Source organism: Nocardia citri (assembly GCF_054065835.1).
This window is the reverse complement of sequence record NZ_JBSUQM010000031.1, coordinates 25,794-39,050: the sequence shown is the minus strand read 5'-3', so window position 1 is coordinate 39,050 and position 13,257 is coordinate 25,794. Positions and strand designations below refer to the sequence as shown.

Genomic DNA, 13,257 nt, shown 5'->3' with positions numbered 1-13,257 from the left:
GCGCGAACCCGCATGATCGAGACCGGAATGGGCGCTCGGACCAACACTTCTCAGGCGATCGGCCCGCGCGCGGCCTCATACGCCGCACCGACGCGGTACAGCCGATCATCGGCAAGCGCGGGCGCCATGATCTGCAGACCCACCGGCATCCCGTCATCGTTGCTCAATCCCGACGGCACCGACATCGCCGCATGTCCCGCCAGATTCGTGGGCAGGGTACACAGGTCGGACAGGTACATCGCCAGCGGATCGTCGACCTTCTCACCCAGCTTCCACGGGGTGAACGGGCTGGTCGGAGAGACCAGGACGTCGGCCTGCTCATAGGCCTTGTCGAAGTCGCGCGCGATCAGCGTGCGCACCTTGAGCGCCTGACCGTAGTAGGCGTCGTAGTACCCGGCCGACAGCGCGTAGGTGCCGATCATGATGCGGCGCTTGACTTCCGGGCCGAATCCGGCGGCGCGGGTCGCGGCCATGACCTGCTCCGCGCTGTGGTTGCCGTCGTCGTCGACACGCAGTCCATAGCGCATGGCGTCGAAGCGCGCCAGGTTCGAGGACACCTCGCTCGGCAGGATCAGGTAGTAGGAGGCGAGCGCGTATTCGAAGTGCGGACAAGACACTTCGACGACCTCGGCACCCAGATCCTTCAACACGCCGACGGCCGCGTCGAAGGATGCGATGACGCCCGGCTGGTAGCTGTCGGAGTGCAGTTCCTTCACCACACCGACCCGCACGCCGCGCAGATCACCCTTGGCGCCCTCACGCGCCGCGGCGACCACCGGCGGCACCGGCACATTGCGGGAGGTGGAATCACGCGGGTCGTATCCGGCGACCACCTCATGCAACAGCGCGGTATCGAGCACAGTGCGACCGCACGGCCCGCCCTGATCCAGCGATGACGCGCACGCGACCAGACCGAACCGGGAGACGGTGCCGTAGGTCGGCTTGGTGCCGACGGTCGCCGTCACCGCGGCGGGCTGCCGAATCGAGCCGCCGGTGTCGGTGCCGATCGCCAGCGGCGCCTGATGGGAAGCCAGCGCGGCCGCCGAACCACCGCCCGAACCACCCGGAACCCTGGTGGTATCCCACGGATTCCGGGTCGGACCGTAGGCCGAATTCTCGGTGGAGGAGCCCATCGCGAACTCATCCATGTTGGTCTTGCCGAGAATCGGGATACCCGCGGCACGCAACCGCGCGGTCAGCGTCGCGTCATAGGGCGCGACCCAGCCCTCCAGAATCTTCGAGGCGCAGGTGGTCGGCATATCGGTTGTGGTGAATACGTCCTTGAGCGCCAACGGAACTCCGGCCAGCGGCGAGGCGGGCGCCTCCCCCGCGGCGAGCGCGGCGTCCACCGCGGCGGCCGCGCCGAGCGCCTGGTCCCCGGCCACGTGCAGGAATGCGTGATACTCGCCGTCGACGGCGGCGATCCGATCCAGATGCGCCTGGGTGACCTGCACCGAGGTCACTTCGCGGCCGTGGATCTTCGCCGCCAACTCGGCGGCCGACAGCGCGGTCAGATCGTTCCCACCCGTCGCCCGACCGCCCCCCGCCGCGGAATCGCTGCGCGATGCTGAATTCATTCGCCCTCTCCCAAAATCTGCGGAACCAGGAACCGCTGGTCCTCGACCGCCGGGGCACCCGAGAGCGCCTCCTGCGGGGTGAGGCACGGGATGACCTGATCCGGACGCGTCACATTGGTCGCCGGATTCGGCGACGCGGTCGCCGGCACATCGGCGGCGGCGACCTCGGAGATGGTCCGCACGTGACTCAGGATCGAATCCAACTGACCGGCGAACTGAACGAGTTCGGCTTCGGACAGGGCGAGCCTGGACAGCCGGGCGAGGTGTGCGACCTCGTCGCGGGAGATGGCGGGCACCGCGGACCCCTTTCGGCATGATTGAGTTTGGTGAACGGCCACCGAACAGCCTAGCGACTCGCCACCGACCCGTTCGAGCGACCTGCAAGCAGTCGCTGAGGCGGCAATTTCCACGAGCCGCGCGTGCGACGACACACCCCATCGACTAGCGTGACACGCCGCGTCCGCGCGAATTCGCGCTGTGGCATCCGTCACCGGCCGCACTCCGAGTCGATAACCGGCGCTCAGGGGTGTAAGTATTGCGAGACCCGGGTATCCGTTTCAGAGCCTCGGCCGTCAAGGAAAGGAACGCGCGTGTCTTATCTGCTCCGCGTGCAACTTCCGGATCGACCGGGAAGCCTCGGTGCGCTCGCGCTCGCGCTGGGTTCCGTCGGCGCCGACATCCTCTCTCTCGACGTGGTCGAGCGGGGTGCGGGATTCGCGGTCGACGATCTCGTCGTCGAGGTACCACAGGGCGCGCTACCGGACACCTTGATCACCGCCGCCGAATCGATCGGCGATGTGCACGTGGACTCCATCCGTCCATATTCCGGGGTGCTGGATACCCATCGTGAACTCGAACTGATCGATCAGGTCGCCAGCGCACGCGACGATCGGATGCAGGTGCTCGTCGACGGCGTGCCGCGCGTGCTGCGGGTCGGCTGGAGCACCATCATCGGTATCGGGCCACAGGGTGCCTATCGCGTCGTCGGCAGTCAGAGTGCGCCGCAGACGCAGGCGGGTTCGGCACCGTGGATGCCGCTGGAGAAACCCGCCGTCCTGGATCCCGAGGGCGATTGGGTGCCGCAGATCTGGCGCGATATGGACACCAAACTGGCCGCCGCGCCGCTCGGCAACACCGGTAAGGTACTGCTGCTCGGACGACCCGGTGGACCCGACTTCCGGCCGTCGGAGGTCGCGCGACTAGGTTATCTCGCCGGGATTGTCTCGACCGTATTGGGCTGATCGGGCCGTCAGATCCAGCCGGAGCACCGACAGCCACTCGCCCGCCTCGGTCTTCCAATCCCGCTCCGGCGCAGGGACGAAACCGAACCGGTCATAGATGCGGCGCGCGTCGACCATGGCGGGCATCGTGGTGAGCACCACGGCGGCAAACGATTCCGCGCGGGCGGTCTCGATGACGGTGCGCACCAATGCCGTTCCCGCACCGAGCCCGCGCGCCGACTTCGATACGGCGAGCATCCGGAACTCCAACTCCCCCGGTCGGGCGATCTCGGCATACGGCGTGCCGGGCCGGGCCACCGCCAGCGAGCCGACCACCCGATCGTCGTACACGGCGACCAGTACCTGCGCCGCACCCGCACGATGGGTGATGTCGGCGAGTTGGGTGACGTACGGGCTGCCGGGGCGCACATAGCCCTCGCCGACGTAGACCTCGACCGTCAGGTCGCCGACGGCGTCGTACTCGTCCGGGCGAGCGTCCCGAATGACGACCTGGGAGTCCTGCACATCCATACCGGCATCTTCCCACCGGCCCGAACGGCCGCTGCTCGACACCCGGTCGGTCGGGCAGGGCCGCCGACTCGGTGCGGACGCGCGGGCGACACCGTCGGTCGGTCCGGACCTCGAGTCCGGTCAGGATCCGAGCCCCGGACGTGCGCCAGGATGTGAGATCTGCCAGCGTTGCGGCTCGCCGGACGGGTAGACGACCGGGATGAGATCCCCGATGGCAGGCCAGTTGTTCACCTCCCACACCAGGCGGCCGTACACCACGGTGCCGGGCACCGACGGACCGGTCAGATTGCCGGTGATGGTCACGTACTGCTGGCCCGTCGCGTCGGGCCGCGGGCTCACCCCGGTGACAGACAGCGTCCCCGTTTCCGGATTCGCCAGCCGGACTCCGTTGCGCCCACGCAGGTAGAGCATGACCAACGCCACCAGCGCACCAACCATGATCACCAACGTCGCGAACTGCACCATGGCACCCATGCTATTGCGGCGCTGCTCGGCACGGCCGCCGCGTGCCGACTACAGCGCGGCGAGTTCGCTGGTGCCGTGATCGGTGCGCCGGATCTGCCAGACGGCGGTGCGGGTGCGCTGTGAGCGACCGTTCGTCCGGTCGATCAGCGAGCGACTATTCGTGGTGAAGATCAGTTGCGCGCCGCGGGAATTGGTTTCCGGATTCTGGAACAGCTGAATCAGCCGGTCGGTCTCTTCGACCGGCAGGTGGGCGCCGATATCGTCGATGGCGAGCACCCGGCCGGAGTCCAGCGCGTCGAGCATGGTGGGCAGCAAGCGCAGCATGGAGACGGTGGCGGCGGATTCGTCGGTGATATCGAAAGCGGACTCGATTCCCGCGTGCACCAGTCCGAGGCCGACGCCGCGACGCTCGACCATCCGGGTGTAGAGGGCATCGCGTGCCGACTTCAGATTGCTCAACTCGCGTTCGAGCATGACCTCGGTGCTGCCGTTCTCCCGCAGCAACTGGTCAGCATGTCCGGGCGAGGTCGCGCACAACTCCACCTGTTCGGCCGTCCCAGCGATATCGGCGTCGAGTTCGCGCAGATAGTCCGCGTACATCGGGTCCGGTTCGGCGATCAGCAGATCGGTGATGCCGAGTTCGGCGGTGCGCAGCAGCATGAGCAGCCGCACCGCATGGTCCGGCGCCGCGGACAGATGGCTGCCGAGGCGATGCGCGACCGCCGCCGCATCCGTCGGGCCGTGCTGCACCTCGAGCATCGCCGAGAACCACCGGTACGCGGGCACCAGTGCCTCGGCATACATCTGCCCGGCGAGACCGAGCAGCAACGCATTCGGCCGCACCAGCGGCAGCAATGCGGCGATACCGTAGCGCGCGGCCTCGAACATCGGACCGATCTTGATCTGTTCGCCGTTGCGCTCGAAGACAATTCGCTTGCGCGAACGCGGATGCGTGTAGAGCCACTCGGCCGTCACATCCGAATTGTCCAGGCGGAACCCGTAGGTATACGGAACACCCTCCGCGACAAAACTCGCCACGAATTCCGAAGGGCGATCCGGGAATCCGCGGTGCGGCGCGCGCACCGGGCCCGCGTAGGGATCCCAGCCGGTCACCGAATTCAGCACCGCATCGCGCATCTGCCCCAGCCCATCGATCAGGCTCGACTTGCCCGCGGCACTCGCACCGTGCACCGCCGTCACCGGTACCGCGACCGGTCCGCTTCCCCGGCTCAAACGCAAGTCCTGCCGTTCGGCCAGGGATCTGTGATTGGTCACCTGAAAACTGCGCAGCATCCCGCCATCCTGTCGGTTTGCCCGCCGCAGCGCGACACCGCACCCGCCTCAGCCGCCGGACCGGCACCGCCGGCGAAGCTTCCGGCGGACAAATGCGCACGTCACGCGATACCATGCAGGCGCCGCGGCTATCCGCTGGCATCTGCCGGATATGTATTGATGAGGGATGGTTCACCGATGGATTCGACGATTCGTCGTCTAGTGGCCCGCAGCTGTGTCGCGGCCACGCTCGCAGTCGGCCCACTGGTCGTACTCGGTCCACCGCAGGCCGCCGCTGCGCCCTGTCCGGACGGTACCGCCCGGATCTTCTTCCACGACGAGACCAACACGTGCCAGAGCGGTGGCACCTACAGCTTCGACGGCACACCCGCGCTGGTGAAGGTGTGCTCGGTGGGCAAGGTTCAGGTGATCGTCGACACCACCATCCAGAAGAGCCGGACCAAGACCAGGACCGACCATCTCGATCTCAGCAACGGTCAGTGCGGACGGATCGCCATCGCCGGTCAGCTCGACTCCACCGTGAGCATCAGCCCCGCCTAGCGTCGGGCCCGAACAGCAACGCACTGTCGCCGAACTCGTGCCAGAGATATCCGGTATCGAAGGCGGTGGCATACGCCTCGTGGACGGTCGCCTCGCCCGCGACCGCGACCAGCAGATCGAGATGCGATGCGCCGGGTGCGTGCCAGCCGGTAAGGATGCCATCGACCACCTGGGCCGGATGTCGCGTTCCGAGGACCAGTTCGGTCCATCCACGGGCCGAATGCACGATGCCGTGGTGATCGGCGGTGGTCTCCAACGCGCGCGTCACCGTGGTGCCGACCGCGATGACGCGCCCGCCCGCCGCCTTGGTGTCGTTCACCAGACGTGCGGTCGCCGCCGGTACCGCGAACCGCTCCGGGCTCGGGGGTTCACCCGTCTCGGGTGAGGAGACCCCGGTGTGCAAGGTGATCGGCGCGATCGCGACGCCCGAGGTGACCAGATCGAGCACCAGTCGCTGGGTGAACGGGCGTGCCGCACTGGGCATTTCGGCGCTGCCGGGAATTCGACCGAAGACGGTCGTGTAGTACGACGGCGACCAACGTTGTGGCACATACGAATAGGTGATCGGATAGCCGTGGGTCGCCAGCAGCCAGGTGGGATCCGCGCTGAGTTCGGCGATCCAGAGTCGGCGCGCACCCGACAGCCAGGGTTCACGCAAGGTGGCGGCGGCACCGTCCGGCAGCTGAATCTCGTTGCCCGGGTGCAGCTCACGTGGATAGGGGGTGCGTTCGCGGGTGCGCAGCTCCACCACCCACAGTCCGTCACAACCGCCGAAGGTGTCCGGTGCAGCGCTCGCCCCGTCGATGGGTGCGTCGAGCCAGGTGGACAGATGCAGCGTGACCGCCATGCCTTCGAGGGTGCCGTCGACCGCCGCGGCCAGGGTCGTCGAATTGTTCACCACCACGAGGTCACCCGCCTGCAAATGCCGTGGCAGTTCCCGAAAGCTGTTGTGGGTGAGTCGATCCGCCGCAACCAGCATCCGCACCTCGTCGCGGGCCAGACCACGCGCCTCCGGCGGAGCGGCGGCATTGCGCTCGGGAGGTAGGATATCGGCCCATTCGTTCAACGCGGTCGTCATCTGCCGACCCCTGCGGTGAAATCGGCGACGGTATAGCGGCCGTTGTCGGGTCGCTGCTCGATCAACCGCAGTAGCGCGGGCACCACGGTCTCGGGTTCGGGACGATCGGAGATATCGTCACCGGGAAATGCCGCCTGATGCATTTCGGTGCGCATATCGCCGGGATCGAAGGCGTATATCGATAGCTCCGAATGTTCGGCGGCCAATATGGCGGTGAGTTGATCCAGGGCGGCCTTCGAGGAGCCGTAGCCGCCCCAGCCCGGATACGGCTCGACACCCGCATCGGAGCTGATATTCAGCACGACACCGTCGGGATCGAGCAGCGGCAGGGCGAACTGTAGAACCGCGAGCGGGGCGATGACATTGGTCCGGTACACCAGCTCGAGCTGATCGAGCGGATAGTTCGCCAGCCGCGGCAGCGGACTGGGCCCGAGCCTGCTCGCATTGTTCACGAGCAGGTCGAGATGTCCGAATTCGCCCGCGGTCTCGGCCAGTTCGGCGCGATGCGCCGGATCGGTGACATCACCCGACACCGCGAGAAATGCTTCGCCGAGTTCCGAGCCCACGCGGGCGAGCCGGTCGGCGCCGCGAGCCGTGCCGATTACCCGCCAGCCGCGTCCGATGAGCGAACACGCAAGAGCCAGACCGAATCCCGCCGAAGCACCGGTAATGAGGGCGGTAGAGCGATGAGTCATTTCGAATCTCCTGATAGTTACCTACCAGTCGATCGTCATACCTGAAGTCAGGTTCAGGTCAAGGATAGTTCGCCGACGGCATATCTACGCCTCGGCCTCGGCGTCCTGCTCGGCCGTCTCCGGCGCAACCGCCGCCGGGCCCTCGTCGAGCAGCTTGCGGAATCCGTCCTCGTCGAGGATCGGCACACCGAGTTCCTCCGCCTTCGTGGCCTTGGAACCCGGCGCGTCACCGATCACCACGAATGCCGTCTTCTTCGAGACCGAACCCGCGGCCTTACCGCCGCGAACCAGGATCGCCTCCTTGGCGCCATCGCGGGAAAACCCTTCCAGCGACCCGGTTACCACGATCGATAGCCCCTCGAGGGTGCGCTCGATGGACTCGTCGCGTTCGTCCGCCATCCGCACACCCGCAGCGCGCCACTTGTCGACGATCGCGCGATGCCAATCGACGGTGAACCATTCGGCGACGGCGGCGGCAATGGTCGGGCCGACACCGTCGGCGGCGGCCAGTTCCTCGACCGCGGCCTCCCGGATCCGATCGAGACTGCCGAATTCCCTGGCCAGCACCCGCGCCGCGGTGGGTCCGACGTGCCGGATGGACAACCCGACCAGCACCCGCCACAGCGGCCGATTCTTGGCGGTCCGCAAATTCTCGAGCAGGCGCTTACCGTTCGCGGACAAGCCGCCGTCCTTATTGGCGAACAGCGTGGTGGTGAGCAGCCGCGCCTCGTCGAGGTCGAACAGATCGCCCTCATCGGTGATCGCGCCCGACTTCAGCAGATCATTGGCGGCCTCGTAGCCCAGCGATTCGATATCGAACGCACCCCGGCCGGCCACATGGAACACCCGCTCCCGCAGCTGCGCCGGGCAGAACTGCTGGTTGGGACAGCGGATATCGGCGTCGCCCTCCTTCTGCGGCGCCAGTTCGGTGCCGCATTCCGGACAGTGCGTCGGCATGACGAATTCGCGCTCGTCACCGGAGCGTGCATCGACCACCGGACCGAGCACCTCGGGAATCACGTCACCGGCCTTACGGATGGTGACGGTATCGCCGATGAGCACGCCCTTGCGCTTGACCTCGGAGGCATTGTGCAGTGTGGCCATGGCGACCGTGGAGCCCGCGATGGAAACCGGCTCCATGACCGCGAACGGGGTGACCCGGCCGGTGCGCCCGACATTCACCTCGATATTCAACAGTTTGGTGGTGGCCTCTTCGGGCGGGTACTTGTACGCGATGGCCCAGCGCGGGGCGCGCGAGGTCGAACCGAGCCTGCGCTGCAGCGCCATCTCGTCGACCTTGATCACCTGGCCGTCGATTTCGTGCTCGATATCGTGACGGTGTTCGCCCCAATAGTTGACGCGCTCGATCACCGCATCGATGCCCTGCACCAGTTCGGTGTGCGCGGAGACCGGCAGACCCCATGCGGCCAGCGCGCGGTAGGCCTCGTGCTGCGAGGCCGGGGTGTAGCCCTCGATGCGTCCGAAGCCGTGGCAGATCATCCGCAGCCGGCGCCGGGCGGTGACCGCCGGATCCTTCTGGCGCAGCGAACCCGCCGCGGTATTGCGCGGATTGGCATACGGCGGTTTGCCCTCGGCCACGATCGCGGCATTGAGGGTCTCGAAATCCTCCAGTCGGAAATAGACCTCGCCGCGCACCTCGAGCAGGTCAGGGGTCGGGAACTCCGCGGTCGCGGTCAACTCGCCGGGAATGTCCTCGATGGTGCGCGCATTGAGCGTGACATCCTCACCGGTGCGCCCGTCGCCGCGGGTCGCGCCGCGCACCAGCCGTCCGTGCTCGTAGACCAGGTTCAGCGCGACACCGTCGATCTTCACCTCACACAGGTAATGCAGGTTCGATCCGGTCTCGGCCTCGACCCGGCTCGCCCAGGCGCGCAGTTCGTCGAAGTCGAAGACGTTGTCCAGTGACAGCATGCGCTCGAGGTGGTCAACGGCGGTGAAATCCGTCGCGAATCCGCCGCCGACCAGTTGCGTCGGCGAATCGGGGGTGCGCAGATCCGGATGTGTGTCCTCGAGTGCCTGCAGTTGCCGCAGCAGCTTGTCGAATTCACCGTCGGAGATGATGGGCGCGTCCCGTACGTAGTACCGGAACTGGTGCTCCCGAACCTCGTCCGCAAGCCGCTGCCATTCCACCCGCTGCTCCGCCGTAGCCGGGTCCGCCGCAATGTCGCTGTCACTCACCCATCGCACAGTAGTCGAGCCCACCGACAACGCAGCGCCACATTCCCGCACGTCGCGGCGGACTATCTGCTGGCGCCGGTGCGCGGCGGAAGCCGACCGGACTGCCCCCATACCAGCCCGTGGTCTTCGCGCGTCCGTGCCGATCACGACAGCAACACTCGAACGGCGGCGACACCCGTCGAGCGTCAGGAGAAGTCGAGCGATTCCGGCTCTTCGGCGTAGGCGCGGGCCACTTCGGTGGCCAGGCGCAGGGATTGGCGGGCCCATTCGAGCGGGGCACCGGCCAAGCCGCAGGCGGGGGCGACCAGGATCTGGGTGCCCAGCACGCAGCGACGCAGGCCGAGGCGGTCGATGAGGCGCACGCCCGGTTCGGCGATATCGCGCCAGGTCGGGGGCTTGCCGGGCGGCGTCGTCGGAATTAGGCCAAGGGCCAATTGCTTTCCCGCGTCCAGGGTTTCGCCGATATCGTCGAGTGTGCGGGTGGTGATGGTGGCCGCGTCGAAGCCGATGGCGGTGGCCGCGCTGCCGCGCAGTAAGGACAGGGCGGGTGCGTCGGCGCAACTGTGGACCAGGACGGGCACAGCCTGAGCGGCAATGACCGCATCCAAGATCGCCAGTGCCTCCGGTTCGGGCACCGCGCGCACCGTGTCGAGCACACTGACGCCGCGCAGCGAGCCGCTCAGCACATCGGTGAGTGCCGGTTCGTCCAGTTGCAGAACGACTTCCGCGCCGAGGCGTTTGCGCACCTCGTCCACGTGTTGGGCCAGACCTTCGGCGAGGGATTCCGAAATATCGCGTACCGCACCGGAATCGGTGAGCACACGGTGCCCGATGGGGAGCTCGAGTCGGGCCGCGAGGGTCAGCGGGCCGGTGGCCTGCAGTTTGACCGTACCCGCCGAACCCGCTGTCGCCCAGACCTCTTCGAGCGTGTCCAGATCCGACCTGAGCAGATCGCGTGCCCGCCGCGAAACCGCGCCGGGCCTAGCCGCCAGCCGATAGCCACGCGTGGTGGTGTCGAACCGCATATCCACCAGCAGCGCCGAGACCCGGCCGATCAGGTCCGAACCCACACCGCGCCCGGGCAATTCGACCAGATGCGGCAGATCAGGCAACTCACCGATGATGGTGGCCGCGGCCTCCCGCGGATCCGTACCCGGCCAGGATCCGACCGCGGTCGCGATCCCACCGGGAATGCGCGGCTTCGCCTCGACCGCACCCGATTCCGCAGCGAATTCGGTCACTGCTCGGCGCTCACGCCGCGCACCGATTCCGACTCCGCACGCAACGCAGCGGTGATGGTGCCGCTGCCGATCACCTGATCACCCAATGCATCCGGGCGATACAGCACAATGGCCTGACCGCGGGCCACACCGGTCAGCGGCTCGCGCAGGTGCACGATCAGCTCGTCGCCGACCGCCTCGGCCACGGCCGGCGCGATGCCGCCGTGCGCGCGCACTTGCGCCACGCATTCGATCGGTCCCCGCGGCGCGGTACCGGCGGTCCAGATGGCGCGGTCGGCCTGCACGGTCCACACCTGGAGATCCTCGGCGGAACCGACGCGGACGGTGCCGGAGTCGGGATCGATCTCGGTGACATAGCGCGGCTTACCGTCGGCGGCCGGACCCGGCAGTCCGAGCCCCTTGCGCTGACCGATCGTGAACCCGTGCACGCCTTCGTGATTCGCGAGCACGTGCCCATCGGCATCGACCACCGCACCCGGCCGGATGCCGATCTTCGCGCCGAGGAAGGCCCTGGTGTCACCGGACGGGATGAAGCAGATGTCATGGCTGTCGGGCTTGTTCGCCACGGCGAGCCCGCGCTCGGCGGCCTCGGCGCGGATCTGCGGCTTCGGAGTGTCACCCACCGGGAACATGGCCCGCGACAGCTGCTGCGCGGTCAGCACCGCGAGCACATAGGACTGGTCCTTATCGGCATCGACGGCACGGCGCAGCACACCGTCCTCGAGCCGCGCGTAATGGCCGGTGACCACGGCATCGAAGCCGAGGGCCACCGCACGGTCGGCGAGGGCGGAGAACTTGATCTTCTCGTTACAGCGCAGACACGGATTCGGGGTCTGCCCCGCGGCGTAGGCGGCGACGAAATCGTCGATCACGTCTTCCTTGAAGCGGTCCGCGAAATCCCAGACATAGAAGGGAATGCCGAGCACGTCGGCGGCCCGCCGGGCATCGCCCGCGTCCTCCTTCGAGCAGCAACCGCGCGATCCGGTGCGCAGGGTGCCCGGTGTCGCGGAAAGCGCCAGATGTACGCCGACCACCTCATGACCAGCGTCGACGGCCCGTGCCGCCGCCACGGCCGAATCCACACCACCACTCATGGCGGCGAGTACCCGCATCAGACACCTCCCTTCGCACCGGCCAGACCCGCGGCCCTGGCCCTTTCCATGATCTGGGGCAAGACATTCAGCACCGCGTCCACATCGGCGCGAGTCGAGGTGTGTCCCAACGAAAAGCGCAGTGAACCCCGGGCCTGCCACGGCTGCACACCCATGGCGATCAGTACATGACTCGGGGTGGCCACACCCGCATTGCAGGCCGACCCGGTAGAGCATTCGATCCCAGCCGCGTCCAGCAGCATCAGCAGCGAATCGCCTTCGCAGCCGGGAAAAGTGAAGTGCACATTGCCCGGCAGCCGGCGTTCACCAGCCGGACCGCTCAGCACCGCGTCCGGAACGACATCGCGGACACCCTTGATCAATTCGTCCCGCAGTGCGGTCAATTCCTTTGTGCGCGTAGGCAACTCGGTCACGGTGTAGTTCAGTGCAGTGGCGAGTCCGACAGCAGCGGCGGTATCGGAGGTCCCGGAGCGCAGATCGCGCTCGTGCCCGCCGCCGTGTAGGAGCGGCACACACGGTACCCGCCTGCCGAGCAGCAGTACACCGACACCGTGCGGCCCACCGATTTTATGACCGGCGAAACTCGCCGCCGAAAGCCCACTCGCCGCGAAATCGATCGACAGCTGCGCGGCGGCCTGAATCGCGTCACTGTGCATGGGCACGCCGAATTCCTGTGCCACCGTGGCCAATTCGGCGATCGGCGCAATGGTTCCGACCTCGTTATTGGCCCACATGATGGTCACCAGCGCGACCTCGTCGACATGTTCGGCCAGCGCCGCCCGCAGCACCTGCGGCGACACCACACCTTCGGCGTCTACCGGCAGCCAGGTCACCTGCGCGCCCTCGTGCTGCTCCAGCCAGTCGACGGCATCGATGACCGCATGATGTTCGGTCGAACCCGCGATAATCCTCGTCCGGCGCGGTTCGGCCGCTCGGCGCGCCCAGTAGATGCCTTTGATCGCCAGATTGTCGCTCTCGGTCCCGCCGGAGGTGAAAATCACCTCCGATGGCCGGGCGCCCAGATCGGCCGCGATCGACTCGCGTGCCTCCTCCAGCATCCGCCGGGCGGCCCGTCCGGAACCGTGCAGTGACGAGGCATTGCCCGTCATACCGAGGGCAGCCGTCATCGCCTCGATCGCGACAGGCACCATCGGAGTGGTCGCCGCATGATCGAGGTAGACCGTCTGGGGCGCCCCATGGACCGAACCCGCAAAAGCCGACTTCATGACCTATAAACCCTATCCCACCGTTGACCTGCGCATCTTCGGGGTATCCCGCCGCTGTCGACGATCTGTCCGATTTACCC

Annotated in this window: 13 protein-coding genes; 2 read left to right on the top strand and 11 right to left on the bottom strand. The window is 67.2% G+C overall.

Annotation, left to right across the window (positions count from 1 at the left end):
- Positions 1-50 precede the first annotated feature (50 nt).
- Together gatA and gatC are read right to left on the bottom strand one after the other, a co-directional pair.
- Entirely contained in the window at positions 51-1,577 is a 1,527-nt protein-coding gene (gene gatA / locus ACW2Q0_RS27790) for an Asp-tRNA(Asn)/Glu-tRNA(Gln) amidotransferase subunit GatA (RefSeq protein WP_457193876.1), read from the bottom strand.
- Positions 1,574-1,873, bottom strand: a complete 300-nt coding sequence (gatC, locus tag ACW2Q0_RS27785; RefSeq protein ID WP_457193875.1) for an Asp-tRNA(Asn)/Glu-tRNA(Gln) amidotransferase subunit GatC — start codon at positions 1,871-1,873, stop codon at positions 1,574-1,576. The genes gatA and gatC overlap by 4 nt, the downstream gene beginning before the upstream one ends.
- Positions 1,874-2,167: 294 nt before the next feature.
- Here gatC and ACW2Q0_RS27780 point away from each other — a divergent pair, with 294 nt between their 5' ends.
- Positions 2,168-2,818, top strand: coding sequence for an amino acid-binding protein (locus ACW2Q0_RS27780; protein ID WP_457193874.1), 651 nt, complete (start codon positions 2,168-2,170; stop codon positions 2,816-2,818).
- On the opposite strand, the gene ACW2Q0_RS27775 is transcribed toward ACW2Q0_RS27780, so the two are convergent.
- From ACW2Q0_RS27775 to ACW2Q0_RS27765, 3 genes are all read right to left on the bottom strand, one after another.
- Positions 2,777-3,328 (bottom strand): GNAT family N-acetyltransferase, encoded by a 552-nt coding sequence (locus ACW2Q0_RS27775; protein ID WP_457193873.1) that lies wholly within the window; start codon positions 3,326-3,328, stop codon positions 2,777-2,779. The genes ACW2Q0_RS27780 and ACW2Q0_RS27775 overlap by 42 nt on opposite strands.
- 120 nt (positions 3,329-3,448) lie before the next feature.
- Entirely contained in the window at positions 3,449-3,793 is a 345-nt protein-coding gene (locus ACW2Q0_RS27770) for a hypothetical protein (protein WP_457193872.1), read from the bottom strand.
- 48 nt (positions 3,794-3,841) lie between these two features.
- A complete protein-coding gene (locus ACW2Q0_RS27765; protein ID WP_457193871.1) occupies positions 3,842-5,086 on the bottom strand; it encodes an AAA family ATPase in 1,245 nt (414 codons plus the stop codon).
- A gap of 177 nt (positions 5,087-5,263) precedes the next feature.
- On the opposite strand from ACW2Q0_RS27765, the gene ACW2Q0_RS27760 reads away from it, so the two are divergent.
- On the top strand, positions 5,264-5,626 hold the full coding sequence (locus ACW2Q0_RS27760; RefSeq protein ID WP_457193870.1) for a hypothetical protein: 363 nt from the start codon (positions 5,264-5,266) through the stop codon (positions 5,624-5,626).
- Here ACW2Q0_RS27760 and ACW2Q0_RS27755 read toward each other — a convergent pair.
- The 6 genes from ACW2Q0_RS27755 to ACW2Q0_RS27730 form a co-directional block, all read right to left on the bottom strand.
- Positions 5,613-6,704 carry an S-adenosylmethionine:tRNA ribosyltransferase-isomerase gene (locus ACW2Q0_RS27755; RefSeq protein ID WP_457193869.1) on the bottom strand — a complete coding sequence of 364 codons (1,092 nt, stop codon included), beginning with the start codon at positions 6,702-6,704 and terminating at the stop codon, positions 5,613-5,615. The two genes, ACW2Q0_RS27760 and ACW2Q0_RS27755, sit on opposite strands and share 14 nt — an antisense overlap.
- A complete protein-coding gene (locus ACW2Q0_RS27750) occupies positions 6,701-7,399 on the bottom strand; it encodes an SDR family oxidoreductase (protein ID WP_457193868.1) in 699 nt (232 codons plus the stop codon). Before ACW2Q0_RS27750 ends, ACW2Q0_RS27755 begins: the two co-directional genes overlap by 4 nt.
- An 84-nt stretch (positions 7,400-7,483) precedes the next feature.
- Positions 7,484-9,598: an NAD-dependent DNA ligase LigA gene (gene ligA, locus ACW2Q0_RS27745; protein WP_457193867.1), complete on the bottom strand. Its 2,115-nt coding sequence runs from the start codon at positions 9,596-9,598 to the stop codon at positions 7,484-7,486.
- A gap of 185 nt (positions 9,599-9,783) precedes the next feature.
- Positions 9,784-10,839: a methionine synthase gene (locus tag ACW2Q0_RS27740; RefSeq protein WP_457193866.1), complete on the bottom strand. Its 1,056-nt coding sequence runs from the start codon at positions 10,837-10,839 to the stop codon at positions 9,784-9,786.
- Positions 10,836-11,951 (bottom strand): tRNA 2-thiouridine(34) synthase MnmA, encoded by a 1,116-nt coding sequence (gene mnmA / locus ACW2Q0_RS27735; RefSeq protein ID WP_457193865.1) that lies wholly within the window; start codon positions 11,949-11,951, stop codon positions 10,836-10,838. Before mnmA ends, ACW2Q0_RS27740 begins: the two co-directional genes overlap by 4 nt.
- Positions 11,951-13,177, bottom strand: a complete 1,227-nt coding sequence (locus ACW2Q0_RS27730) for a cysteine desulfurase family protein (RefSeq protein WP_457193864.1) — start codon at positions 13,175-13,177, stop codon at positions 11,951-11,953. Before ACW2Q0_RS27730 ends, mnmA begins: the two co-directional genes overlap by 1 nt.
- Positions 13,178-13,257: the final 80 nt, after the last annotated feature.